This is a genomic window from Streptomyces sp. NPDC001709, from assembly GCF_053596375.1.
The window spans coordinates 1-22,389 of record NZ_JBSFGB010000049.1 but is presented as its reverse complement, the minus strand read 5'-3'; the positions used below and the strand labels follow the sequence as shown (position 1 = coordinate 22,389).

Annotated in this window: 23 protein-coding genes and 1 pseudogene; 15 read left to right on the top strand and 9 right to left on the bottom strand. The window is 71.3% G+C overall.

Annotated features, from left to right (window positions below; genetic code table 11):
* Positions 1 to 98: 98 nt before the first annotated feature.
* The gene (locus tag ACWC0C_RS41735; RefSeq protein ID WP_450869901.1) at positions 99 to 608 is read right to left on the bottom strand and encodes a MarR family winged helix-turn-helix transcriptional regulator; all 510 of its coding nucleotides are present in this window, start codon (positions 606 to 608) and stop codon (positions 99 to 101) included.
* A gap of 156 nt (positions 609 to 764) precedes the next feature.
* Here ACWC0C_RS41735 and ACWC0C_RS41730 point away from each other — a divergent pair.
* A pseudogene (locus tag ACWC0C_RS41730) lies at positions 765 to 968 on the top strand (transcriptional regulator); the annotation flags it as partial.
* A 104-nt stretch (positions 969 to 1,072) separates the two neighbouring features.
* Here ACWC0C_RS41730 and ACWC0C_RS41725 read toward each other — a convergent pair.
* The 3 genes from ACWC0C_RS41725 to ACWC0C_RS41715 all read right to left on the bottom strand — a co-directional run bounded on the left by ACWC0C_RS41725 (position 1,073) and on the right by ACWC0C_RS41715 (position 2,574).
* On the bottom strand, positions 1,073 to 1,831 hold the full coding sequence (locus tag ACWC0C_RS41725) for a hypothetical protein (protein WP_450869899.1): 759 nt from the start codon (positions 1,829 to 1,831) through the stop codon (positions 1,073 to 1,075).
* 108 nt (positions 1,832 to 1,939) lie between these two features.
* The gene (locus ACWC0C_RS41720; protein ID WP_449197200.1) at positions 1,940 to 2,233 is read right to left on the bottom strand and encodes an MTH1187 family thiamine-binding protein; all 294 of its coding nucleotides are present in this window, start codon (positions 2,231 to 2,233) and stop codon (positions 1,940 to 1,942) included.
* Complete coding sequence (locus ACWC0C_RS41715; protein ID WP_449197201.1) at positions 2,230 to 2,574, bottom strand: DUF3817 domain-containing protein; 345 nt, start codon at positions 2,572 to 2,574, stop codon at positions 2,230 to 2,232. Before ACWC0C_RS41715 ends, ACWC0C_RS41720 begins: the two co-directional genes overlap by 4 nt.
* A 160-nt stretch (positions 2,575 to 2,734) precedes the next feature.
* On the opposite strand from ACWC0C_RS41715, the gene ACWC0C_RS41710 reads away from it, so the two are divergent.
* The 4 genes from ACWC0C_RS41710 (at position 2,735) to ACWC0C_RS41695 (ending at position 5,395) form a co-directional block, all read left to right on the top strand.
* Positions 2,735 to 3,367, top strand: a complete 633-nt coding sequence (locus tag ACWC0C_RS41710; RefSeq protein WP_449197332.1) for an AIM24 family protein — start codon at positions 2,735 to 2,737, stop codon at positions 3,365 to 3,367.
* Positions 3,368 to 3,369: 2 nt separating this feature from the next.
* Complete coding sequence (locus ACWC0C_RS41705; protein ID WP_449197202.1) at positions 3,370 to 4,020, top strand: AIM24 family protein; 651 nt, start codon at positions 3,370 to 3,372, stop codon at positions 4,018 to 4,020.
* Positions 4,017 to 4,826: an AIM24 family protein gene (locus ACWC0C_RS41700; RefSeq protein ID WP_450869896.1), complete on the top strand. Its 810-nt coding sequence runs from the start codon at positions 4,017 to 4,019 to the stop codon at positions 4,824 to 4,826. Before ACWC0C_RS41705 ends, ACWC0C_RS41700 begins: the two co-directional genes overlap by 4 nt.
* 92 nt (positions 4,827 to 4,918) lie before the next feature.
* Positions 4,919 to 5,395: a MarR family winged helix-turn-helix transcriptional regulator gene (locus tag ACWC0C_RS41695; protein ID WP_449197204.1), complete on the top strand. Its 477-nt coding sequence runs from the start codon at positions 4,919 to 4,921 to the stop codon at positions 5,393 to 5,395.
* A gap of 47 nt (positions 5,396 to 5,442) precedes the next feature.
* On the opposite strand, the gene ACWC0C_RS41690 is transcribed toward ACWC0C_RS41695, so the two are convergent.
* The 3 genes from ACWC0C_RS41690 to ACWC0C_RS41680 form a co-directional block, all read right to left on the bottom strand.
* A complete protein-coding gene (locus tag ACWC0C_RS41690) occupies positions 5,443 to 6,642 on the bottom strand; it encodes an MFS transporter (protein ID WP_450869894.1) in 1,200 nt (399 codons plus the stop codon).
* 149 nt (positions 6,643 to 6,791) lie between these two features.
* On the bottom strand, positions 6,792 to 7,748 hold the full coding sequence (gene meaB / locus ACWC0C_RS41685; RefSeq protein WP_449197206.1) for a methylmalonyl Co-A mutase-associated GTPase MeaB: 957 nt from the start codon (positions 7,746 to 7,748) through the stop codon (positions 6,792 to 6,794).
* A gap of 37 nt (positions 7,749 to 7,785) precedes the next feature.
* A complete protein-coding gene (locus tag ACWC0C_RS41680; protein WP_449197207.1) occupies positions 7,786 to 8,985 on the bottom strand; it encodes an acetyl-CoA C-acetyltransferase in 1,200 nt (399 codons plus the stop codon).
* Positions 8,986 to 9,134: 149 nt separating this feature from the next.
* Between ACWC0C_RS41680 and mce the strand changes: the two genes are divergently transcribed.
* The 8 genes from mce (at position 9,135) to ACWC0C_RS41640 (ending at position 19,204) form a co-directional block, all read left to right on the top strand.
* Positions 9,135 to 9,575: a methylmalonyl-CoA epimerase gene (gene mce, locus ACWC0C_RS41675; RefSeq protein ID WP_449197208.1), complete on the top strand. Its 441-nt coding sequence runs from the start codon at positions 9,135 to 9,137 to the stop codon at positions 9,573 to 9,575.
* Between the two features lie 205 nt (positions 9,576 to 9,780).
* Positions 9,781 to 13,695, top strand: coding sequence for a polarized growth protein Scy (gene scy / locus ACWC0C_RS41670; RefSeq protein WP_450869893.1), 3,915 nt, complete (start codon positions 9,781 to 9,783; stop codon positions 13,693 to 13,695).
* A 183-nt stretch (positions 13,696 to 13,878) separates the two neighbouring features.
* Complete coding sequence (locus tag ACWC0C_RS41665) at positions 13,879 to 14,814, top strand: cellulose-binding protein (RefSeq protein WP_449197210.1); 936 nt, start codon at positions 13,879 to 13,881, stop codon at positions 14,812 to 14,814.
* Positions 14,815 to 14,927: 113 nt separating this feature from the next.
* Positions 14,928 to 15,083: a hypothetical protein gene (locus tag ACWC0C_RS41660; RefSeq protein WP_450869892.1), complete on the top strand. Its 156-nt coding sequence runs from the start codon at positions 14,928 to 14,930 to the stop codon at positions 15,081 to 15,083.
* A gap of 9 nt (positions 15,084 to 15,092) precedes the next feature.
* Entirely contained in the window at positions 15,093 to 16,046 is a 954-nt protein-coding gene (locus ACWC0C_RS41655; RefSeq protein WP_449197212.1) for an ABC transporter ATP-binding protein, read from the top strand.
* Between the two features lie 4 nt (positions 16,047 to 16,050).
* Positions 16,051 to 16,824, top strand: a complete 774-nt coding sequence (locus ACWC0C_RS41650) for an ABC transporter permease (RefSeq protein WP_449197213.1) — start codon at positions 16,051 to 16,053, stop codon at positions 16,822 to 16,824.
* A gap of 131 nt (positions 16,825 to 16,955) precedes the next feature.
* Positions 16,956 to 18,326 carry an ABC transporter ATP-binding protein gene (locus tag ACWC0C_RS41645; RefSeq protein ID WP_450869889.1) on the top strand — a complete coding sequence of 457 codons (1,371 nt, stop codon included), beginning with the start codon at positions 16,956 to 16,958 and terminating at the stop codon, positions 18,324 to 18,326.
* A complete protein-coding gene (locus ACWC0C_RS41640) occupies positions 18,323 to 19,204 on the top strand; it encodes an ABC transporter permease (protein ID WP_450869887.1) in 882 nt (293 codons plus the stop codon). The genes ACWC0C_RS41645 and ACWC0C_RS41640 overlap by 4 nt, the downstream gene beginning before the upstream one ends.
* A 7-nt stretch (positions 19,205 to 19,211) precedes the next feature.
* On the opposite strand, the gene ACWC0C_RS41635 is transcribed toward ACWC0C_RS41640, so the two are convergent.
* Positions 19,212 to 19,544: an ATP/GTP-binding protein gene (locus tag ACWC0C_RS41635; RefSeq protein WP_449197216.1), complete on the bottom strand. Its 333-nt coding sequence runs from the start codon at positions 19,542 to 19,544 to the stop codon at positions 19,212 to 19,214.
* 222 nt (positions 19,545 to 19,766) lie between these two features.
* On the opposite strand from ACWC0C_RS41635, the gene ACWC0C_RS41630 reads away from it, so the two are divergent.
* A complete protein-coding gene (locus tag ACWC0C_RS41630) occupies positions 19,767 to 20,795 on the top strand; it encodes an LLM class flavin-dependent oxidoreductase (RefSeq protein WP_449197217.1) in 1,029 nt (342 codons plus the stop codon).
* 117 nt (positions 20,796 to 20,912) lie between these two features.
* On the opposite strand, the gene ACWC0C_RS41625 is transcribed toward ACWC0C_RS41630, so the two are convergent.
* Entirely contained in the window at positions 20,913 to 21,305 is a 393-nt protein-coding gene (locus ACWC0C_RS41625) for an SCO5389 family protein (RefSeq protein ID WP_190188623.1), read from the bottom strand.
* A gap of 275 nt (positions 21,306 to 21,580) precedes the next feature.
* On the opposite strand from ACWC0C_RS41625, the gene nucS reads away from it, so the two are divergent.
* Positions 21,581 to 22,252, top strand: coding sequence for an endonuclease NucS (nucS, locus tag ACWC0C_RS41620; protein ID WP_449197218.1), 672 nt, complete (start codon positions 21,581 to 21,583; stop codon positions 22,250 to 22,252).
* Positions 22,253 to 22,389 lie beyond the last annotated feature (137 nt).

Below are 22,389 nucleotides of genomic sequence, written 5' to 3'. Positions count from 1 at the left end.
GCGGCAGCGGGGAGCACTACGCCGTCACGCGACAGCGTGTCAGGACGCTCGGATCACCTCCGCGGCAGCGGAGAGCAGCGCGCTGACCCGCGGAAACACTACTCCTCGTCGAAGTCCCGCGCAGCGATCCGCAGCGGGCGCAGCATCGCGAAGATCTCCGCGCACTCCTCGGCGTCGTACACCCCGAGGCCGAAGTCCATCGCCATCAGGTCGCGGGTGGCCGCGTCGACCACCTCGCGGCCCTTGTCGGTGATGACGGCGAGGGTGCCGCGGCCGTCGTTGGGGTTGGGCCGCTTGGCCACCAGCCCCGACTTCACCAGCCGGTCCACGGTGTTCGTCACCGACGTGGGATGCACCATGAGCCGCTCACCGATCTTGGACATGGGCAGCTCGCCGGCCTTGGAGAAGGTGAGCAGCACCAGCGCCTCGTACCGCGCGAACGTGAGTCCGTACGGCTTGACCACCGCGTCCACCTCGGCGAGCAGGATCTGCTGGGCCCGCATGATCGAGGTGATCGCGGCCATGGACGGCACGTTTCCCCAGCGCTGCTTCCAGAGCTCGTCGGCACGGGCGATGGGGTCGAAGGGGAGACTGAGTGGCTTCGGCACGTCATCAGACCCTACCGGCCGGTCATATTCAGGGAACCCCCGTCTCGGCTTTCGGTCGCCTCCGGGGCATCGGCCGCCTCCCGGCCCCCTGTCGCCCGGGCCGCCACAGCCAGCCCGCAGCAGCACAGCACACCCGCCACACCGGCCCCGGCCACCGCCGTGGTCTACCGGGCCCGGGGCATCGCCGGCCTGTGGACCGAGCCGGGCGAACGGACTCCGGAGGCTTTGGTACGACTGCTGGGCCGCAACCGGGCGGCGGTCCTGTCCGCCCTGACCGAACCCGCGACGAGCCGCAGGTACGGCCACCAGGTGCTGTACGAGAGGACACCCCTGGGGGTAGCACTGACAGGCGCAGGGTAAGCCGACCAACCCAAGGGGCGCGGGGCTGTATCGATATGCGGCTCCGCCGCGCGGGCACGATCAACCACAGCCCACCCGCACCCGGCAACGCACCGAACCGCCCCTCACGTGACCCGAACCGCCTCAAGCCGGCGCAGCACCCGCGGCGCACGAGCCTGGGTGACCGGCGCCCGCACGCACCGCCGAGCCGCGGGCGTCCCGGCGAGCGGCGCCTTGAAGATCGCCAGCGCCCCGGCGACCACCAGGACCAGCGGACACAGATAGGCCACGGTGTCGGCGAAGGAGCCGAAGAGCCGCAGCAGCGACTCCAGCCCCAGCCCGGTCAGACACACGGTGAGGACGAGCGCACGGACCGCCAGCTCGATGAGCCAGTTGGCCAGGGCCCGCTCGGGGGTGACCCCCCGCTCCAGCCACAGCCGAAGCCGGTCGAAGGACCACCCCGTCGCCCAGCCCGTCAGCGGCCGCAGCAGCAGCCGGTCGGCCACCGCGCCGAAGGCGCCCCCGCGGGGGCGGTAGTCGTACCCGGTGACGAGCCGCACGCCGTGGGCGTCGGGCACGTAACGCCAGTAGGCGCAGGCCTCGGCGATCGGGGACAGGGGGTGTGGGGAGGAGAAGCGCACGGCGCAGACGCGGGTGCCGTCGGGGCGGTCCCTCTCACCGGCCGCTACGCCGGTGCCGGGCACGGTGAGCAACGGCAGCACGCGCCAGGCGCAGCGGAAGCGCCGCGGCTCCCCCTCCACGCCCGGGAGGGGGTCGATCGCGCTGAAGCGGAGGTCCCAGCGCAGGCGCATAACGGGGTCCTGGGTGTACGCCCACAGCTCGTCGAGGTCGGCGCGTACGTGTGTCTCTCGGTAGAGACGCATGGTGTGTTCCCCCAGGCCAGAATGTGATTTGAGCAATGGCTCAAAACATCAGGAGGGGAACGTACACCGCCTCGAGAGATCACTCAAAAGCGGGACATCCGTCAAAAGCTATTGCGCCAGGTGCCGTTCGACGGTCTCCACCTTGGAGGTGAGTCCGTCGGTCACGCTGGGGCGGATGTCGGCCTTGAGGACGAGCGAGACGCGCGGGGCGCGCGCCTCCACGGCGGCGACGGCGCGCTTGACGACGTCCATGACCTCGTCCCACTCGCCCTCGACGGAGGTGAACATGGCGTCGGTGCGGTTGGGCAGGCCCGACTCGCGGACCACGCGGACGGCATCGGCGACGTACTCCCCCACGTCCTCGCCGACGCCCAGCGGCGTCACGGAGAAGGCGACGATCATGCGTTCACGATTCCTTCCTTGCGGGCGCGGGCCGCGATGACCTCGTCCTCGGCGGCGCGCTTCAGCTTGCGCTCGGCGAAGAAGCCGCCGGTGGGCAGCACGGAGAGGACGAAGTACAGGAGGCCGGTCTTCAGCGGCCACTTGGTGCGGTTCCAGGCGTCCGCCCAGAAGATCACGTAGAGGATGAACAGGACGCCGTGGATCCCGCCCATGACGGGGACCGCGTTGAAGTCCGTGGTCCGCTTCAGCACCGAGCAGACGAGCAGGATCAGGAAGGACACGGCTTCCGGGGCCGAGACCAGGCGGAGGCGGCGGAGGGCGGTGGCGGTCTTGATGTCCACGGGTCACCTTCGGTGGGGGAGACGTCCACGGTTTGTGAACGCAAGCACAAGCGTCCGCCCATTGTGGCAAACGGCCGCCCTGGGGGTCGGCTCAGGGTGGGTATCCACCCACGGGCCCTGTTCCGTCCACCCGCGGCGCCGCTACGTTCGCCGGGTGGCGATGTTCCGACTGCAAGACAGCAAGGTGCTCGCCGTCGAGATGACCGGGGACGCCGTGAAGGCGAAGAACGGCTCGATGGTCGCGTACGACGGGCAGATGAGTTTCAAGAAGCTCACCGGTGGCGGCGAAGGGCTGCGCGGGATGGTGACCCGGCGGCTCACCGGCGAGCAGATGACGGTGATGGAGGTGAAGGGGCACGGCACCTGCTGGTTCGCGGATCGGGCCTCGGAGATCAACCTGGTGAGCCTCCAGGGGGACAAGCTCTATGTGGAGTCGAGCAACCTGCTCGCGACCGACGCGGGGCTCAGGACGGGCACGACGTTCACCGGGCTGCGCGGCGCCTCGCAGGGCAACGGTCTGTTCACGACGACCGTCGAGGGGCACGGGCAGGCGGCGATCATGTCCGACGGGCCGGCGGTCGTACTCCGGGTCAGCCCGCAGTACCCGCTGATCGTCGACCCGGGTGCGTACATCGCCCACCAGGGCGATGTCCGGCAGTCCTTCCAGTCCGGCGTGACGTTCCGCACGTTCTTCGGGGAGGGCGGCGGCGAGGCCTTCCAGATCCGCTTCGAGGGCGACGGAGTGGTGTACGTGCAGCCGAGCGAGCGGAACACGATCGCGGGGGATCTGTAGAGATGGCGTTCCGGGAGATCAACTCCAAGATGGTCGAGGCGACCGTGCTGCCCGGGCAGCGGCTGTTCAGCCAGCGCGGCGCGATGCTCGCCTACAAGGGGGACGTGTCCTTCACCCCGAACATCCAGGGCGGCCAGGGCGGCCTGAGGTCCATGATCGGGCGCCGGGTGACGGGTGAGGCGACACCGCTGATGAGCGTGGAGGGCAGCGGCACCGTCTTCTTCGGGCACGGCGGTCACCACGTCCACGTCATCAACCTCACCGGCGACACGCTCTACGTCGAGGCGGACCGGCTGCTCGCCTTCGAGGGCACGCTCCGGCAGGGCACGATGTTCATGGGTTCGCAGGGCGGGGTGATGGGCCTGGTCCGGGGGCAGGTCACCGGTCAGGGCCTGTTCACCACGACACTGCAGGGCCAGGGCTCGGTCGCCGTGATGGCACACGGCGGCGTCTTCGAGATCCCGATCACCCCCCAGCGCCCGGTCCACGTCGACCCGCAGGCCTACGTCGCCCACCACGGCGACGTACGCAACAAGCTGTCCGCCGCGCTCGGCTGGCGCGAGATGGTGGGCCGCGGCTCCGGCGAGGCCTTCCAGCTGGAGCTGAGCGGCAGCGGCACGGTGTACGTCCAGGCGTCGGAGGAGAAGCTGTGAGCACCTACGGAACCCCGGGCGCCGGACCGGTGGTGTACGACCCGATGACCCTGCCCGCGGACGACAACGTGAACAAGTACACGTTCTGCGTCGAGCTCAAGAGCGGGCAGTGGTTCCTGCAGAAGGGGAAGATGATCGCCTACTACGGGGCGATCGAGTTCAACGGCGTCGGGCACGGGCGACTCGACCGACTTGTCCGTACGTCGTTCCATTCGCCACTGCACGCGAGCGACTGGGTCGTGGCGGCGGGCTCGGGCAAGATGCTGCTCGCCGACCGGGCCTTCGACGTCAATTCCTATGACCTGGACGACGGGAACTTGACCATTCGCGCGGGCAACCTGCTCGCTTTTCAGCCAAGTCTCGCGCTCAAGCAATCGATCGTGCCGGGTTTTCTGACCCTTATCGGAACCGGAAAGTTTGTCGCGGCGTCTAACGGCCCGGTGGTGTTCTTGGAACCTCCGATCCGGGTCGACCCGCAGGCGCTCGTCGGGTGGGCCGACTGCCCGTCGCCGTGCCATCACTACGACCACGGCTATCTGACGGGCGTACTGGGCGGTCTACGTGCGATGACGGGCCTGGGCGGGGCGTCCGGGGAGGAGCACCAGTTCGAGTTCGTGGGCGCCGGGACGGTACTGCTGCAGTCGACGGAGACCCTCATGGACGAGACGGCGACGGGGGCCGTTCCGTCCGAGCCGGGGGTTCCTGGAGGTGGCATTCCGGGGTCGGTCGGACACGGTCCGCAATCGTCGGGTGCACCGCGCCTTCCCGGACAGCTGGGGGACCTCCAGCGTCGCTTCGGGCTGTGAGCGGTAGTCTGCGGAGTGTGACGTCGAACGCGTGCGCACTGTCACACCACCCGAAGTAGTTCGTCATTCAACTTCTTAGGTAGACTTCATTCATGGAGACCGAAACGGCCACGCGCTGGCTGACCGATGCGGAGCAGTGCGCCTGGCGCACCCACCTGGAGGTCAACAGGCTGTTGACGTACCAGCTGGAGAAGGATCTGCAGCCGTTCGGCCTGACTATGAACGACTACGAGATCCTCGTGAACTTGTCCGAATCGGATGATCTACGCATGCGGATGAGCGACCTCGCTTCCGCGACCCTGCAGTCCAAGAGCCGGCTGTCGCACCAGATCACGCGGATGGAGAACGCGAATCTGGTGCGCCGTGAGAACTGCGAGTCGGACCGGCGGGGGTTGTACGCCGTGCTGACCGAGCACGGCATGGAGACGATGAAGAAGGTGGCGCCCCATCATGTCGCCTCCGTGCGGCGGCACTTCATCGATCTGCTCTCGCCGGAGGCGCTGACGGAGCTGGACAAGGCGCTGAAGCCGATCGCCGAGCACCTCAGAGGGCAGCGGGGGCGTCCCTAGGTTGGCTTGCCGGCTCGGGGTGCTGTAGCCGGGCGGGGTGGGCGCGATCAGCCCGCCACGGCCCGCACCCGGCGACGGCGACAGGCGGCCACGGCGGGAAGCAGGGCCGCCCCACCCGACAGCAGAAAGCACACCCCGAGCGGCACCCGCCCGATCAGCGCCCCCGTCACCACCGCTCCCCCCGAACTCCCCGCGTTCACCGCCATGTTCACCCACGCCCCCGCCTGAGTACGCGACCCCTCCCCGGCCGTCTCGTCGGCCAGCAGATACGCCGTCGTCAGCGCGGGAGCGACCACCGCACCGGCACAAGCCACCGCCGCCGTCAGCGTCCACAGCCCCGGGGCCAGGCCGGCCACCGCGATGGCCATGCCGAGGGCCGCGGCGAAGCCGCAGAGGCGGACTCGGGCCGGGGCCCGCCACCGGACCGCTCCGTTGGCCAGGCCGCCCACCGCGCTGCCCGCCGAGAGCGCGCCCAGCACCCAGGGCACCACGGAGGTGTCGTACGAGCGCTGGGTGGCGAAGGCCATCACCAGCAGGTCCACCCCGCTGAGGGCCAGTCCGACGCCCGCCGCCACCGCGACCGGCGGCAGGAGGCCGGAGATGCCACCGAGGTTCTGCCGGGGCGCGGCGGCGCGCGGGCCGGGCATCGCCGGGGACGTGACGAAGACACAGGTGCCGCCCACGATCAGCAGCGCGCTCAGCAGGATTCCGGCAGCCGGCGGCGCCCAGCCGGTCAGCACGCCGATCAGGGCCGGGCCGGAGACGTACAGGAGTTCCTCGGCGACGCCGTCCAGGCTGTAGGCGCGGGCCAGCATGCCGGGTTCCGGGGCCAGTTCGGCCCACAGGGCACGCATGGTCGGGCCCAGCGGCGGCGCGCACGCGCCCGCGAGGGCGGCAACCGCGGCGATGGCCGCCGCGGGTGCTCCGGAGCGCCAGGTGAGGGCGGCGAGGGCGCACAGCGAGGTGCCGTACAGGGTGGCCATGGGGAGCAGGGCACGGCGTGGCCCGTGGCGGTCGATCAGGGACGCCCTGAACGGCATCAGGAAGACCGTCGTGGCGCCGAACAGGGACAGCACGGCGCCGGAGACGGCGTAGGAGCCGGTGGCCCGGGTGACGGACAGCAGCACCGCCAGGGAGACCGTGCCGTAGGACAGGCGGGCGATCAGGGCGGAGGCGAAGGTGCGGCGCGCGTAGGGAAGGCGCAGCACGGCGGCGTACGAGGGCCGCGAAGGGGCATGCGTGGACATGCTGATGTTCCTCTGGTGGAGGCGGAAGAGGGGACACCGAAGGACGCGAGGGCCGGCTCGTCGGCCTCGCGGTCCGGTGTGCGCTCTACGCCAAGGTGAGGAACATGCCCGTCAACCTAGCAGCAAGATCGCCGAGTTGGCGACCCCTCTCAGCTCTGCGTCAGGCCCGCTACCAGCTCGTCCGCCGCGCGGTACGGGTCCAGCTCGCCCGCGACGATGCGCTCCGCGAGCGCGCTGAGACGGCGGTCGCCGTGCAGGTCGCCGATGCGTTCGCGCAGGGCGGTGACGGCGATGGTCTCCACCTCACGGGCCGCGCGGGCCCTGCGGCGCTCGGCGAGGACGCCGCGCTCCTCCATCCACGCGCGGTGCTTCTCCAGGGCCTCCACGACCTCGTCGACGCCCTCGGCGCGGGCCGCGACCGTCTTGACGATCGGCGGGCGCCAGTCGCCGGGACCGCGGGACTCGCCGAGGCCCAGCATGTGGTTCAGCTCGCGGGCCGTGGCGTCGGCGCCGTCCCGGTCCGCCTTGTTGACGACGTACACGTCGCCGATCTCCAGGATGCCCGCCTTCGCCGCCTGGATGCCGTCGCCCATGCCGGGCGCCAGGAGGACCACGCTGGTGTCGGCCTGGGAGGCGATCTCGACCTCGGACTGGCCGACGCCGACCGTCTCGACCAGGATCACGTCGCAGCCCGCCGCGTCCAGCACCCGGATCGCCTGCGGCGCCGCCCAGGCCAGGCCGCCCAGGTGACCCCGGGTTGCCATCGAGCGGATGTAGACACCGGGGTCGGAGGCGTGCTCCGACATGCGGACGCGGTCGCCGAGCAGGGCACCGCCCGAGAACGGGGAGGACGGGTCGACGGCCAGGACACCGACCCGTTTGCCCTGTTTGCGATAGGCCGTGACGAGCGCGGAGGTCGAGGTCGACTTACCGACTCCCGGTGAGCCCGTCAGGCCCACCACATAGGCGTTGCCGGTCAGCGGGGCCAGCGCCGCCATGACCTCCCTGAGCTGTGGGGACGCCCCCTCCACGAGGGAGATGAGCCGGGCCACGGCCCGCGGCCGGCCTTCCCTGGCCCGGGCCACCAGAGAGGAGACGTCCTGCATCAAACAGCTCCGTTCACTTCAGCGACGTACAGAGAACTCAGGCCTTCGGTACACGCACGATCAGGGCGTCACCCTGACCGCCGCCGCCGCACAGCGCGGCCGCGCCGGTGCCGCCGCCGCGGCGCTTGAGCTCGAGCGCCAAGTGGAGCACGAGCCGGGCGCCGGACATGCCGATCGGGTGACCCAGGGCGATCGCACCACCGTTCACGTTCACCTTTTCGGTGGACACGCCGAGGTCCTTCATTGACTGCACGGCAACCGCGGCGAAGGCCTCGTTGATCTCGATGAGGTCGAGGTCGGAGACCTCCAGGCCGTCCTTCTTCAGGGCGTGCAGTATCGCGTTGGAGGGCTGCGACTGCAGGGAGTTGTCCGGGCCCGCCACATTGCCGTGCGCGCCGATCTCCGCCAGCCACTCCAGGCCCAGCTCCTCGGCCTTGGCCTTGCTCATCACGACCACGGCCGCCGCACCGTCCGAGATCTGCGAGGAGGTGCCGGCGGTGATCGTGCCCTCGCGGGAGAAGGCGGGGCGGAGCTTGCCGAGGGACTCCACGGTGGTGTCGCCGCGGATGCCCTCGTCCTTGCTGAACAGGACCGGGTCGCCCTTGCGCTGCGGGATCTCCACCGGGGTGATCTCGGCCTCGAACAGGCCGTTCTTCTGCGCGGCGGCGGCCCGCTGGTGGGACAGGGCGGCGATCTCGTCCTGCTCGGGGCGGCCGATGCCGAGGCGGGTGTTGTGCTTCTCCGTGGACTCGCCCATGGCGACGCCCTCGAAGGAGTCGGTCAGACCGTCGTACGCCATGGCGTCGAGCATCTGCACCGCGCCGTACTTGAAGCCCTCGCGGGACTTCGGCAGCAGGTGCGGGGCGTTGGTCATGGACTCCTGGCCGCCCGCCACGACGATGTCGAACTCGCCGGCGCGGATCAGCTGGTCGGCCAGCGCGATGGCGTCGAGGCCGGAGAGGCAGACCTTGTTGATGGTGAGCGCCGGGACGCCCATCGGGATGCCGGCCTTCACGGCGGCCTGCCGGGCCGGGATCTGGCCGGCGCCGGCCTGCAGCACCTGTCCCATGATCACGTACTGCACCTGGTCGCCGCCGATCCCCGCACGGTCGAGGGCGGCCTTGATCGCGAAGCCGCCCAGGTCGGCGCCGGAGAAGGACTTGAGGGAGCCTAGGAGTCGCCCCATGGGCGTGCGCGCGCCCGCGACGATCACCGAGGTTGTCGTTCCAGATGGCATGAGCTGCGATCCCCTTACCGGCCTGCCCAGGCCGAGGAGTGAACGAGGGTTTACTTCGAATGTACTGATGGCACTCGGTGCCGTCATCGGCCCGTCGGTGTGATCGCGCGCACGTTGCGTAACCACCGCCGTAGCGCTGCACTGAGTCCATGCTGACGCGAATCGACCACATCGGGATCGCCTGCCACGACCTCGACGCCACCGTCGAGTTCTACCGGGCCACATACGGCTTCGAGGTGTTCCACACCGAGGTCAACGAGGAGCAGGGCGTGCGCGAGGCCATGCTCAAGATCAACGAGACCTCGGACGGCGGCGCCTCCTACCTCCAGCTGCTGGAGCCGACCCGCGAGGACTCGGCGGTCGGCAAGTGGCTGGCCAAGAACGGGGAGGGCGTCCACCACATCGCCTTCGGCACGGCGGACGTGGACGGGGACGCCGCCGACATCCGCGACAAGGGCGTACGCGTGCTGTACGACCAGCCCCGGCGCGGCTCCATGGGCTCGCGGATCACCTTCCTGCACCCGAAGGACTGCCATGGCGTCCTCACAGAACTGGTCACTTCGGCCCCTGTTGAGTCGCCCGAGCACTGACCCCCGTACATAAGGGCCGGTAGGGTTGGGGGCGGTCGTCCCTGAAAGCGGGGGACGGCCGTTCCGGGGTCCGGGTTTCGGGGGATGAGCGTCGGGGCAGCAGCCCGTGCTCCGCCGTTGATCTGACACCATTCCCCGGGGGCCCCGTTCGGCGGAGGACGAGGCTCGTTGGAGAAGCTGACCAGGGGACGGATGGGACCGCGCAGTGCGGGGCTACGAGAGCCAGGAGCGAGAGCCGGCGGCTGACGTCGACCACCTCTCTCGGTTCGAGGCCGAGATGAAACGGCTGAGGACCGAGCGGGAGAAGGCGATCCAGCACGCCGAGGACCTCGGCTACCAGGTCGAGGTGCTGCGCGCCAAGCTGCACGAGGCGCGCCGCACCCTGATGACCCGGCCCGCCTTCGACGGCGGTGACATCGGCTACCAGGCCGAACAGTTGCTCCGTAATGCCCAGATCCAGGCCGACCAGCTGCGCCAGGAAGCCGAGCGGATGGCCGCGGAGGCCCGCGCGCAGACCCAGCGGATCCTGCAGGAGCACGCCGAGCAGGCCGCCCGGCTCCAGGCGGAGCTGCACCAGGAGGCGGTGACCCGGCGCCAGCAGCTCGACCAGGAGCTGGCCGAGCGCCGCGCGACCGTCGAGTCGCACGTCAACGAGAACGTGGCCTGGGCGGAGCAGCTGCGCGCCCGCACCGAGCAGCAGGCCCGCCGGCTGCTGGACGAGTCCCGCGCCGAGGCCGAGCAGGCGATGGCCGCCGCCCGCACGGAGGCCGAGCGGCTGACCCGGGAGGCCCGGGAGCGGCTGCAGAACGACGCCGAGGCGGCCCGCACGGAGGCCGAGCAGATCCTGCGCCGCGCCCGCACGGACGCCGAGCGCCTGCTGAACGCCGCCTCCACGCAGGCCCAGGAGGCCACCGACCACGCCGAGCAGCTGCGCACCAGCACGGCCAGCGAGTCGGACGCCGCCCGCCGGCAGGCCGCCGAGCTGAGCCGGGCCGCCGAGGAGCGGATGACGGCGGCCGAGGAGGCGCTGCGCAAGGCGCAGGCCGAGGCCGAGAAGCTGGTCACCGAGGCCGAGCAGGCGGCCACCAAGACGCTGGCGAGCGCCGAGGCCGCGGGCGAGGCGCGTACGCGCACGGCGAAGGAGCAGGTCGCCCGGCTGGTCGAGGAGGCCACCAAGGAGGCCGAGAACACCCGGTCCGAGGCCGAGCAGCTGGTCGCCGACGCGCGTGCCGAGGCCGAGAAGATCGTCGCCGAGGCCGCCGAGAAGGCCCGTACGGTCACCGCCGAGGAGAGCGCGACCCAGCTCTCCAAGGCCGCCAAGACCGCCGAGGACGTCCTGAACAAGGCGTCCGAGGAAGCCAAGAACACCACCAAGGCCGCCGCAGAGGAGGCCGAGCGGATCCGCACCGAGGCCGAGGCCGAGGCGGACCGGTTGCGCGCCGAGGCGCACGACATCGCCGAGCAGCTCAAGGGTGCGGCGAAGGACGACACCAAGGAGTACCGCGCCAAGACGGTCGAGCTGCAGGAGGAGGCCCGCCGGCTGCGCGGCGAGGCCGAGCAGCTGCGCGCCGACGCGGTCGCCGAGGGCGAGTCGATCCGCGCGGAGGCCCGCCGGGAGGCGGTCGCGCAGATCGAGGAGGCGGCCAGGTCCGCCGAGGAGCTGCTGGCCAAGGCCAAGGCGGACGCCGACGAGCTGCGGCAGACCGCGACCACCGACAGCGAGAGGGTCCGCACCGAGGCCATCGAGCGGGCCACGGCCCTGCGCCGGCAGGCCGAGGAGACCCTGGACCGCGCCCGCAAGGAGGCCGAGCGGCTGCGCGCCGAGGCCGACGAGCAGGTCGAGACGGTCCGGACGGACGCCGAGACCGCCGCGCGCGAGCTGCGCGAGGAGACCGAGCGGATCATCGAGGCCCGGCGCGCCGAGGCCGCCGAGGACCTGGCGCGGCTGCAGACCGAGGCGCAGGACCGGCTGGCGTCGGCCGAGCAGGCGCTGACCGAGGCCCGCGAGGAGGCCGCCGGGATCCGCCGGGAGGCCGTCGAGGAGACCGAGCGGCTGCGCGCCGAGGCGGCGGAACGCATCCGCACCCTCCAGCAGCAGGCCGAGGCCGAGGCCGAACGGCTGCGCACCGAGGCCGCGTCCGACGCGTCGGCCTCCCGCGCCGAGGGCGAGGCCGTCGCCGTACGGCTGCGCAGCGAGGCCGCGGCCGAGGCCGAGCGGCTGAAGATGGAGGCGCAGGACACCGCCGACCGGGTGCGCTCGGAGGCGCAGGCCGCCGCCGAGCGGCTCGGCGCGGAGGCGTCCGAGACGCTGGCCGCCGCTCAGGAGGAGGCCGCCCGGCGCCGCCGCGAGGCCGAGGAGACCCTCGGTGCCGCGCGGGCCGAGGCCGACCAGGAGCGCGAGCGGGCCCGCGAGCAGAGCGAGGAACTGCTGGCCTCCGCCCGCAAGCGGGTCGAGGAGGCACAGGCCGAGGCGACCCGGCTGGTGGAGGAGGCCGACCGGCGCGCGAACGAGATGGTCTCCGCCGCCGAGCAGCACGCCCAGCAGGTACGGGAATCCGTCGCCGGGCTGCACGAGCAGGCGCAGGAGGAGATCACCGGGCTGCGCTCGGCCGCCGAGCACGCGGCGGACCGTACGAAGCGGGAGGCCGAGGAGGAGGCGGACCGGGTCCGCACCGACGCCTACGCCGAGCGGGAGCGGGCGAGCGAGGACGCGAGCCGGATCCGGCGCCAGGCGAACGAGGAGACGGAGGCCGCGAAGTCGCTGGCCGAGCGTACGGTCGCGGAGGCGATCGCCGAGGCCGAGCGGCTGCGCGCGGACGCGGGCGAGTACGCGCAGCGGGTGCGCACCGAGGCGTCGGACGCGCTGGCCGAGGCCGACCAGGCGGCGGCCCGTACCCGGGCGGACGCCCGCGAGGACGCCAACCGGATCCGCTCGGACGCGGCGACCCAGGCGGACACCCTCATCACCGAGGCCCGCAACGAGGCCGAGCGGCTGCAGACCGAGACGGTCGCCGAGGCCGAGCGGCTCCAGACGGAGACCGCCGCCGAGGCCGAGCGGGTGCGCACGGAGTCGCTCGCCGAGGCGGACCGGGTGCGTGCGGAGGCCCTGGCGGCCGCCGAGCAGCTCGTCGGGGACGCCACCGGCGAGGCCGAGCGGCTGCGCGCCGAGGCCGCCGAGACGGTCGGCTCGGCCCAGCAGCACGCCGAGCGGCTGCGGGCCGAGGCGGAACAGGTCCAGGCGGACGCGCAGGCGGCGGCCGAGCGGCTCGTCAACTCCGCGCGCGAGGAGGCCCAGCGGGCCCTGGACGAGGCCCGCAAGGAGGCCAACAAGCGGCGTTCGGAGGCGGCCGAGCAGGTCGACACGCTCATCACGGAGACCACGGCCGAGGTCGACAAGCTGCTCAGCGAGGCGCAGGAGCAGGCGCTGAAGACCACCGCGGACGCCGAGTCGCAGGCCGACACGATGGTCGGCGCGGCCCGCAGCGAGGCCGAGCGGATCGTCTCCGAGGCGACCGTCGAGGGCAACTCGCTGGTGGAGAAGTCCCGTACGGACGCCGACGAGCTGCTGGTCGGTGCGCGCCGGGACGCGACCGCGATCCGGGAGCGCGCGGAGGAGCTGCGCGACCGGATCACCACGGAGATCGAGGAGCTGCACGAGCGGGCCCGCCGCGAGGCCGCCGAGACGATGAAGTCGACCGGCGACCGCTGCGACGCGCTCATCAAGGCCGCCGAGGAGCAGCTGGAGAAGGCGGAGGCGAAGGCCAAGGAGCTGGTGTCGGACGCCAACTCCGAGGCGGGCAAGGTGCGCATCGCCGCCGTCAAGAAGGCGGAGGGGCTGCTGAAGGAGGCCGAGCAGAAGAAGGCCAGCCTGATCAAGGAGGCCGAGGAGCTGAAGGCCGAGGCGATCCGCGAGGCCCGGCGCACGGTCGAGGAGGGCAAGCGCGAGCTGGAGGTCCTGGTGCGCCGGCGCGAGGACATCAACGCCGAGATCTCCCGGGTCCAGGACGTCCTGGAGGCGCTGGAATCCTTCGAGGCGCCGGCGTCCGGCAAGGAGGGCGGGGTCAAGGCCGGCGCGACGGTCGGCGCCCCCCGTTCGGGTGGCAAGACGTCAGACGGCTAGCGTAGGAGGTCCATTCGGGTGTCTCCTGGGGGCTTTGCCCGAGTCCTTGGCAAGCCGTCCGACGGTCCGCCACCCAAAAGAGGTGTCATTCTCCAGATCAAACACGTATCCGCTCGATGACACACCGCTTCGGCCCCTAGGATTCCCCCTATCACCTCACCGGTCTCACTCGACAGGAACCCCATGAGCGACACTTCCCCCTACGGCTTCGAGCTTGTGCGGCGTGGGTACGACCGCGCTCAGGTGGACGAACGTATCTCCAAGCTCGTCTCCGACCGTGACAGCGCTCTCTCCCGTATCACCGCCCTGGAAAAGCGCATCGAGGAGCTCCACCTCGAGACGCAGAACGCCCAGGCCCAGGTCACCGACGCCGAGCCGTCGTACGCGGGTCTCGGCGCGCGGGTCGAGAAGATCCTGCGGCTGGCCGAGGAAGAGGCCAAGGAGCTGCGTGAGGAGGCCCGGCGGGCGGCCGAACAGCACCGTGACCTGGCCGAGTCGGCGGCCCAGCAGGTCCGCAACGACGCCGAGTCCTACGCCGCGGAGCGCAAGGCCAAGTCCGAGGACGAGGGCGTCCGGATCGTCGAGAAGGCGAAGGCCGACGCCGCCGGGCTGCGTGCCGAGGCGCAGAAGGACGCGCAGTCCAAGCGCGAGGAGGCGGACGCCCTCTTCGAGGAGACCCGCGCCAAGGCCGCGCAGGCCGCCGCCGATTTCGAGACGAACCTGGCCAAGCGCCGCGAGCAGTCCGAGCGCGACCTGGCCTCGCGTCAGCAGAAGGCGGAGAAGCGGCTGGCGGAGATCGAGCACCGCGCCGAGCAGCTGCGCCTGGAGGCGGAGAAGCTGCGCACCGACGCCGAGCGCCGCGCCCGCCAGACGGTGGAGACGGCCCAGCGCCAGGCCGAGGACATCGTGGCCGACGCCAACGCCAAGGCCGACCGCATCCGTTCGGAATCCGAGCGCGAGCTGGCGGCGCTCACCAACCGCCGCGACAGCATCAACGCCCAGCTGACGAACGTCCGCGAGATGCTCGCCACGCTGACCGGCGCCGCGGTGGCCGCGGCCGGCACGACGACCGACGACGAGCCGATCTCCCGGGGTGTGCCGGCTCAGCAGTCCCGGTAACCGGCAGCGCGTTCAGGGGCCCGCGCCTTCTCCCCCGAAAGGCGCGGGTCTTTGGCGTACCAGGGGCAGGAACAGCTCGTCGACGATCCGCGATCGGCTCCTTCGGTACGGCCGTGCTCGCCGTGCTGCTGCGGCGCGGCGGCGGCACCCGGGCGGCCTTCGCACACACCTCCGCCTGGACGACCCTGTTCACTTTCCTCGCCACCGGTCTCGCCCTGCTGCTGCCCGCCCCGGACGCTCAAGTGGCACAGGCCCGGAGCCGGTCATAGCGTGACCGCATGATCGAGCTGGAGGGGCTGACCAAGCGGTACGGCGAGAAGGTGGCGGTGGACCACCTCACCTTCGCGGTCCGGCCCGGCATCGTGACCGGGTTCCTCGGGCCCAACGGTGCCGGGAAGTCCACGACCATGCGGATGATCCTCGGGCTCGATCACCCCACCGCCGGCGACGTCCGTATCGACGGCAAGCACTACCGGCAGCTGAAGGACCCGCTGACGTACATCGGCGCGCTGCTGGACGCCAAGGCCGTGCACGGCGGGCGCAGTGCCTACAACCACCTGCTGTGTCTCGCGCAGAGCAACGGCATCGCGCGGCGCCGGGTCGGCGAGGTGCTGGACACCGTGGGGCTCACCGCCGTCGCGGGCAAGAAGGCCAAGGGGTTCTCGTACGGCATGGGGCAGCGGCTGGGGATCGCCGCGGCGCTGCTCGGGGATCCGCGGATCCTGATGTTCGACGAGCCGGTCAACGGGCTGGACCCGGAGGGCATCCACTGGATCCGGAACCTGATGAAATCGCTGGCCGCGCAGGGGCGGACGGTGTTCGTGTCCAGTCACCTGATGAGCGAGATGGCGCTGACCGCCGATCATCTGGTCGTCATCGGGCAGGGGCGGCTGCTCGCGGACACCTCCATGGCCGACTTCATCCGGGCCAACGCGCGGTCGTACGTGCGGGTCCGCTCCCCGCAGCGCGAGCGGCTGCTCGATGTGCTGCACGGGGACGGGATCACCGTCGTGGAGGCGGGCGGCGGCGTGCTGGAGGTGGACGGCGGCAAGGCCGAGCGGATCGGGGAGCTAGCGGCGCGGCACGGGATCGTGCTGCACGAGCTGAGCCCGCAGCAGGCCTCGCTGGAGGAGGCGTTCATGCAGCTGACCGCCCAGGCGGTGGAGTACCACGCCCATGCCGGGCCGGGGCCCGTCCCGCAGGACTGGGGCGCCGACTGGAAGGGAGCCTGACGCCATGGCGACCGTGCAGGTCATCCGGTCCGAGTGGACCAAGATCCGGTCGGTGGCGTCCACGGTGTGGACACTGTCCGTGGCCGTGGTGGTCACCATCGCCCTCGGAATGCTCATTTCCGCGCTGTCGAGGAGCCAGTTCGACTCGATGCCGGTGCGGGACCGGCTGACGTTCGATCCCACCTATGTGTCCTTCACGGGCATGAGCCTGGGGCAGCTCGCCATGATCGTGTTCGGGGTGCTGGTCGTCTCGAACGAGTACAGCACCGGCATGATCCGGGTCTCGCTGGCCGCCGTACCGCAGCGCGCGACCTTCCTGTTCGGCAAGATCGCGGTGGCCACCGCGCTCGCGCTGGTGGTCGCGATGTGCACGAGCTTCGCCGCGTTCTTCCTCGGGCAGGCGATGCTCGGCCCCCACGGGGCTCGGATCGGCGACCCCGGGGTGCTGCGCGCGGTGCTCGGCGGCGGGCTGTACATGACGCTGATCGCGGTGTTCTCCATGGGCGTCGCCACGATGCTGCGCTCGCCGTTGCTGTCGCTGGGCATCCTGATGCCGTTCTTCTTCCTGATCTCCGGCATCCTCGGCAACGTCGACGCCACGAAGAAGATCGGCCGGTTCCTGCCGGACCAGGCGGGCAGCCGGATCATGCAGGTGGTGCCGCCGGTCGGCGACGACAGGCCGTACGGGCCCTGGGGCGGGCTGGGGATCATGGTGCTGTGGGTGATCGCGGCACTGGCGGGCGGGTACGTCCTCCTCAAGCGCAGGGACGCCCAGTAGACCCTTGTGCCACGCACCGTAGTGTTCTCGCTTTACCGTCTCTTGGGCGGAACCGTCAGCGCCTCGATATCCTCCTAACCCTTACGGGGGCGTGTGCCCCGCTGTCCTGAACCTTTCGATGGGTGCGGAGCATGATCGAGGCTGTCGGCCTGACCAAGCGCTACGGCGACAAGACCGCCGTGTACAACCTTTCCTTCCAGGTGCGGCCGGGTGCCGTCACCGGCTTCCTCGGGCCGAACGGCTCGGGCAAGTCGACGACGATGCGGATGGTCCTCGGGCTGGACAACCCGACGTCCGGCTCGGTGACGATCGGCGGCTACCCGTACCGCAAGCTGCCCAACGCCCCCCGCCAGGTCGGCGCGCTGCTCGACGCCAAGGCCGTGCACGGCGGCCGGACCGCCCGCAACCACCTGCTGAGCCTCGCCCAGCTGTCCGGCATCCCGGCCCGGCGGGTGGACGAGGTGCTCGGCGTCGTCGGGCTGCAGAACGTGGCGAAAAAGCGCTCCAAGGGCTTCTCGCTCGGCATGGGACAGCGCCTCGGCATCGCCGCCGCGCTGCTCGGCGACCCGCAGGTGCTGCTGTTCGACGAGCCGGTCAACGGCCTCGACCCCGAGGGCATCCTCTGGGTCCGCAACCTGATGAAGGCGCTCGCGGCCGAGGGCCGTACGGTCTTCGTCTCCTCGCACCTGATGAGCGAGATGGCGCTGACCGCCGACCACCTCATCGTCATCGGGCGCGGCCAGCTGCTCGCCGACATGAGCGTGAAGGACTTCATCTCGGCCAATTCCGCCGACTTCGCGCGCGTGCGCACCCCGGACACCGAACCGCAGCTGCGCGAGAAGCTGAGCGGCGCGCTCACCGAGGCGGGCGGCCACGTCCTGCCGGAGCAGGACGGCGCGCTGCGCGTGACCGGGCTGCCGCTGCCCCGGATCAGTGACCTCGCGCACGAGGCGGGCGTACGGCTGTGGGAGCTGTCGCCGCACCAGGCCTCGCTGGAGGAGGCGTACATGCGGATGACGCAGGGCGCCGTGGACTACCGCTCGACCGTCGACCAGAAGGCGGGCCTGCAGCAGCCGCTGCCGCCGGGTGCCCAGCCGCCCGTGCCGGTGCCGGGCCAGGGCCAGCCCGGCTGGTACGCCCCGCCGCCGCCCCAGCAGGGCGGCCAGCCGTTCGCGATGCCGCAGACTCCGGCGGGGCCGTACGGCGGCGCCCAGGCGGGCGCGTACGGCGCCCCGGGTGCGCCCGGTGCACCCGCGGCTCCGGTCGCTCCGGCCGCCGGCGCCCCCAACCCGTACGCCCAGCAGGCGGCACAGCAGCCGGCCCCGGCCCCGCAGGCCCAGACGCCGGCCTCCGCCCCGCAGGCTTCGCAGGCGCAGCCGCAGGCCGCCCCGCAGGCCCCGGCCGCCCCGCCCGCCCCGCAGCAGGCGCCCTCCGCCGCTCCCCCGGCCCCCGCCGCCGCCCCCGCTCCCGCCGACCTGACCAAGCCCGAGGACGCCCGATGAGCACCCATCAGCCCCCGATGCCGCAGGCCCCCGCCGCCTCGCCCGAGTGGCAGGCGGCGCTCGGCGGCTCCTACCCCGGTTACACCTCACCGATCCCGGTCGTGCGCACCCACCTCGGGCATGCGCTGGCCTCCGAGTGGACGAAGATCAAGTCGGTGCGCTCGACGATGTGGACGCTCGGCGTGTTCGTGGCGCTCGTCGTCGGCATCGGCCTGCTGGCCGGCGCGGTGGTCAGCCGCTCCTCCTCGCAGATGGAGGACCAGAGCCCGCTGCAGCTGGGCTTCTTCGGACTGCTGCTCGGCAGCATGTGCATCATGACCCTCGGCGTGCTGACCACGGCGTCCGAGTACGGCACCGGCATGATCCGTACGACGATGACGGCGTGCCCGAGCCGCGGCCGGGTGCTGGCCGCGAAGGCGATCGTGTTCTTCGCCGTCGCCTTCGTGATCTCACTGGCCGCCTCGTCCTTCGTGGCCATGGTGCAGAACTCCATGGTCCAGGGCCATGGCGCGCGCACCCCCAGCGGCACCGAGTGGTTCAAGGCCACCGTCGGGGTGAGCCTCTACATCGCCCTGCTCGGGCTGGTCTCGCTGCTCATCGGCTCGATGATCCGGCACTCGGCGGGCGCCATCACCATCATGATCGGCACGCTGCTCGCCCCGCTGGTGATCGCGCTGTTCATGTTCTCCGAGTCACTGCACAAGCTCCGCGAGTGGCTGCTGGAGTACTCGATCCCGAACCAGCTGAGCGTCTTCTACGCCAACTCCCTGAGCGGCGCCTCCGGCCCGTCCGGCTGGGACCCCCTGTGGATCATGCTGGGCATCACGGCGGCGGCGGGGGCGGGCGCCTTCGCCCTGCTGCGCAGCCGGGACGTGTAGGGGGCTTTCAGAACCTCGGCGCGTTACGGGACCGCCGCACCCTCGTGGTGCGGCGGTCCTTCGCGTTCCAGCAGGCCTTGTGCCAGTGGCGGCGGTCGTCGACGCCCGCGTGCTCCGGCCAGGCCACCACGTGCGGGACGCCGGAGTGGATCAGCTGGTCGCAGCCGGGGCAGCGGTAGGTCTTGCCCTCGGCGCTCGCCCCGGCGACATGGCGCACGCTCCACTCCTCGCCCTGCCAGCTCTCGGTCGACTGCCAGCCGCCGTACCGGCCGGCCGGGTCGTCCTCGGCGCTCCGGCCCGACGATCCGGCTGCCTTCGGTCGGTTGCGACGCGGGGACACGGGACACCTCTCGGGGCTATACAGAAAGCACGGGCTGCATCCAGCCTACGCGCCGCCGACCGGGGTACGCGTACGGAACCAATCCGCACAACTCCCCCTCCACGACGACCCATTCTGCAGACAATCCGCAAATCTCTCCGCCAGGCCGTGTCCTGGGCACGTGTCAGACGGTTATGCCGGGTGGGGGAGCTCCGGGTCGGAGCCAAGGAAGCAGGAAATGCGATGTACGTAGGAAGTTTTGTGCTGGGCGCCCAGTTCCCGGGCCAGGGCCCCGGGGAGGCCCTGCACCGGGCGGTCCGCTCGGCGGAGGTCACCGAGGAGGCCGGTCTTGACGCCGTGTGGCTGGCCGAGCACCACTTCGTGCCGTACGGCACATGCCCGTCCGCCGTCACCCTGGCCGCCCTGCTGCTCGGCCGCACCCGCCGCATCCGGATCGGCACGGCGGTCAGCGTACTGCCCACCGCCCACCCGGTCGCACTCGGCGAGCAGGCCGCGCTGCTGCACCTGACGAGCGGCGGACGGTTCACGCTGGGCGTGGGCCGCGGCGGCCCCTGGGTGGACCTGGAGGTCTTCGGCACGGGTCTCGCGGCGTACGAACACGGATTCCCGGAGTCACTCGATCTGCTGCTGCGCTGGCTGCGCGAGCCACGGGTGTCGGCGTCCGGCGAAAGGTTCAGCTTCCGCGAGGTGCCGGTCGTACCCCGCCCGTCGGAGGCGCTGACGGAGACCCCGGGGCCCGAGGTCGTCGTCGCCTGCACCTCCCCGGCGAGCGTACGGCTGGCCGCCGAGCGCGGGCTGCCGATGCTGCTCGGCATGCACGTCGGGGACGAGGAGAAGGCCGAGATGGTCGCCCTGTGGCAGCGCTGCGCCCGCGCGGCGGGCCGGCCGGCCGAGGAGATCGCGGGCGCCGCGCATGTCTCGGCCGGGGTGTGCCAGCTCGCCGACCGGCGCACGGACGCGGCGGAGACCCTGATGAAGGCGATGCCGGGCTGGCTGAAGCAAGGCCTCGAGGCGCATGTGACGGTCGACGGCCGGGCGCGCGCCATGCGCGACCCTTACGCCTACACCGAATTGCTCTGCGGCCTGCACCCGGTCGGCACCCCGCGGCTCGCCGCCGACCGGCTCGCGGCCACCTCGGAGCGTACCGGCATCTCCCGCTTCGCCCTGCTCGTGGAGGGCTCGGGCGATCTCGCCGCGACCGAGGAGAACCTGCGGCGGCTGGGCGCCGAGGTGTTGCCCCAGCTGCGCTGAGCCGGCCTCCGACTCCCCGGCCGCCTTGGGGGCTTGCCGCCCCAGTGGTCAATGCACCTCCCCCGGGTGGAGCGGCAAGCAAGCGGCTCGCTGCCGCCGCCGTACCAGGGCTGCCCGTCAGCAGTCCCGAAGCTCCGGCGACTGGTTCAGCAACTGACTGCGCACCGAGGTGAAGCGGGCCAGCGTCTCGTCCACCGAGGCGTCCAGCGGGAACACCGCCACCCGGTGGCAGTTCTGGAAGGCAAGCCGCACACCGAAGTGCCGCTGGAGGGCGCCGCGGATGGCGTCACTCGCGAGCGCACGCAGCAGCTGTCCGCGTGCCTGCTCGTCCGGCGGGGGCGTCTGGTTGTCGGCGAACGCTCCGCCGTCGACCTTCAGCTGGGCCACCAGGGAGCTGATCATCTCCCATGCGTAGGGCAGGGAGGTCCGGACGCAGTCGACGAATGCTGCTTCGTCGACCTCGCCTCGCTCGGCCTGTTCGAGTAGGGCCGGTGAGACGTCGAGCGACATGGGTTCTCCTCTCGCACCCCCGAAGAGCAGGGGTTGCCGGACAGGTAAGGGAGTTCGCTATATCGAACACGCTCAGTACATATGCGGCGACCTCCCGTTCCTACGGTAGGCAACCGTCGGTGACCACACCAGCAGAATGCGTATATGGAACGGTCCCGTTACGGGCACAATCGGCCAGGGATGAACAAGAGTTTCCAGGGACAATTGGGGCGATCGTTCGGGAGCGGGACGGGCGAATCGCGCGCACCGAGGGGCGTCGAGTAGCGTTGCCGACCATGCGTCTCGTCATTGCCCGATGCTCGGTCGACTACGCCGGCCGGCTCACCGCCCACCTCCCCTCGGCGCCCCGCCTGATCCTGGTCAAGGCGGACGGCAGCGTCTCCATCCACGCCGACGACCGGGCCTACAAGCCGCTCAACTGGATGTCGCCGCCCTGCACGCTGAAGGAGGGCGCCGGTGACGAAGACGGCGTCTGGACGGTCGTCAACAAGACGGGCGAGAAACTGATCATCACGATGGAGGAGATCCTCCACGATTCCTCGCACGAACTCGGCGTGGACCCGGGCCTGATCAAGGACGGCGTGGAAGCGCACCTCCAGGAGCTGCTCGCCGACCGCATCGAAACGCTGGGCGAGGGCTACACGCTGATCCGCCGCGAGTACATGACGGCCATCGGGCCGGTGGACATCCTCTGCCGCGACGCCGAAGGCCGCACGGTGGCGATCGAGATCAAACGCCGGGGCGAGATCGACGGCGTGGAACAACTCACCCGCTACCTGGACCTCTTGAACCGCGACCCCCATCTGGCCCCGGTCCGCGGCATCTTCGCCGCCCAGGAGATCAAGCCCCAGGCCCGTGTCCTCGCCACCGACCGCGGCATCGACTGCCAGATCCTCGACTACGACGCCCTGCGAGGCATCGAGGACGACAAGCTCCGCTTGTTCTGAGCGGTTCCCTGAACTGCCCCATCTCCCGTGTGGCGGCGCTCGGACCCGACTACCGTCACCGAGGTGATCCGCGCACACGAAGGACTCGATCAACCGTGGGACATTACCGGCCTGTACAAGCTGCTGAAGGAACTGGA

Coding starts and splice junctions, on each gene's coding strand:
- ACWC0C_RS41665 (WP_449197210.1), top strand. CDS start 13,879: ATGAGCGACACTTCCCCCTACGGCTTCGAGCTTGTGCGGCGTGGGTAC.
- ACWC0C_RS41680 (WP_449197207.1), bottom strand. CDS start 8,985: ATGCCATCTGGAACGACAACCTCGGTGATCGTCGCGGGCGCGCGCACG.
- ACWC0C_RS41640 (WP_450869887.1), top strand. CDS start 18,323: ATGAGCACCCATCAGCCCCCGATGCCGCAGGCCCCCGCCGCCTCGCCC.
- ACWC0C_RS41650 (WP_449197213.1), top strand. CDS start 16,051: ATGGCGACCGTGCAGGTCATCCGGTCCGAGTGGACCAAGATCCGGTCG.
- meaB (WP_449197206.1), bottom strand. CDS start 7,748: ATGCAGGACGTCTCCTCTCTGGTGGCCCGGGCCAGGGAAGGCCGGCCG.
- ACWC0C_RS41710 (WP_449197332.1), top strand. CDS start 2,735: ATGTTCCGACTGCAAGACAGCAAGGTGCTCGCCGTCGAGATGACCGGG.
- ACWC0C_RS41625 (WP_190188623.1), bottom strand. CDS start 21,305: ATGTCGCTCGACGTCTCACCGGCCCTACTCGAACAGGCCGAGCGAGGC.
- ACWC0C_RS41720 (WP_449197200.1), bottom strand. CDS start 2,233: ATGATCGTCGCCTTCTCCGTGACGCCGCTGGGCGTCGGCGAGGACGTG.
- ACWC0C_RS41695 (WP_449197204.1), top strand. CDS start 4,919: ATGGAGACCGAAACGGCCACGCGCTGGCTGACCGATGCGGAGCAGTGC.
- ACWC0C_RS41725 (WP_450869899.1), bottom strand. CDS start 1,831: ATGCGTCTCTACCGAGAGACACACGTACGCGCCGACCTCGACGAGCTG.
- nucS (WP_449197218.1), top strand. CDS start 21,581: ATGCGTCTCGTCATTGCCCGATGCTCGGTCGACTACGCCGGCCGGCTC.
- ACWC0C_RS41705 (WP_449197202.1), top strand. CDS start 3,370: ATGGCGTTCCGGGAGATCAACTCCAAGATGGTCGAGGCGACCGTGCTG.
- ACWC0C_RS41690 (WP_450869894.1), bottom strand. CDS start 6,642: ATGTCCACGCATGCCCCTTCGCGGCCCTCGTACGCCGCCGTGCTGCGC.
- ACWC0C_RS41630 (WP_449197217.1), top strand. CDS start 19,767: ATGTACGTAGGAAGTTTTGTGCTGGGCGCCCAGTTCCCGGGCCAGGGC.
- ACWC0C_RS41655 (WP_449197212.1), top strand. CDS start 15,093: ATGATCGAGCTGGAGGGGCTGACCAAGCGGTACGGCGAGAAGGTGGCG.
- ACWC0C_RS41645 (WP_450869889.1), top strand. CDS start 16,956: ATGATCGAGGCTGTCGGCCTGACCAAGCGCTACGGCGACAAGACCGCC.
- mce (WP_449197208.1), top strand. CDS start 9,135: ATGCTGACGCGAATCGACCACATCGGGATCGCCTGCCACGACCTCGAC.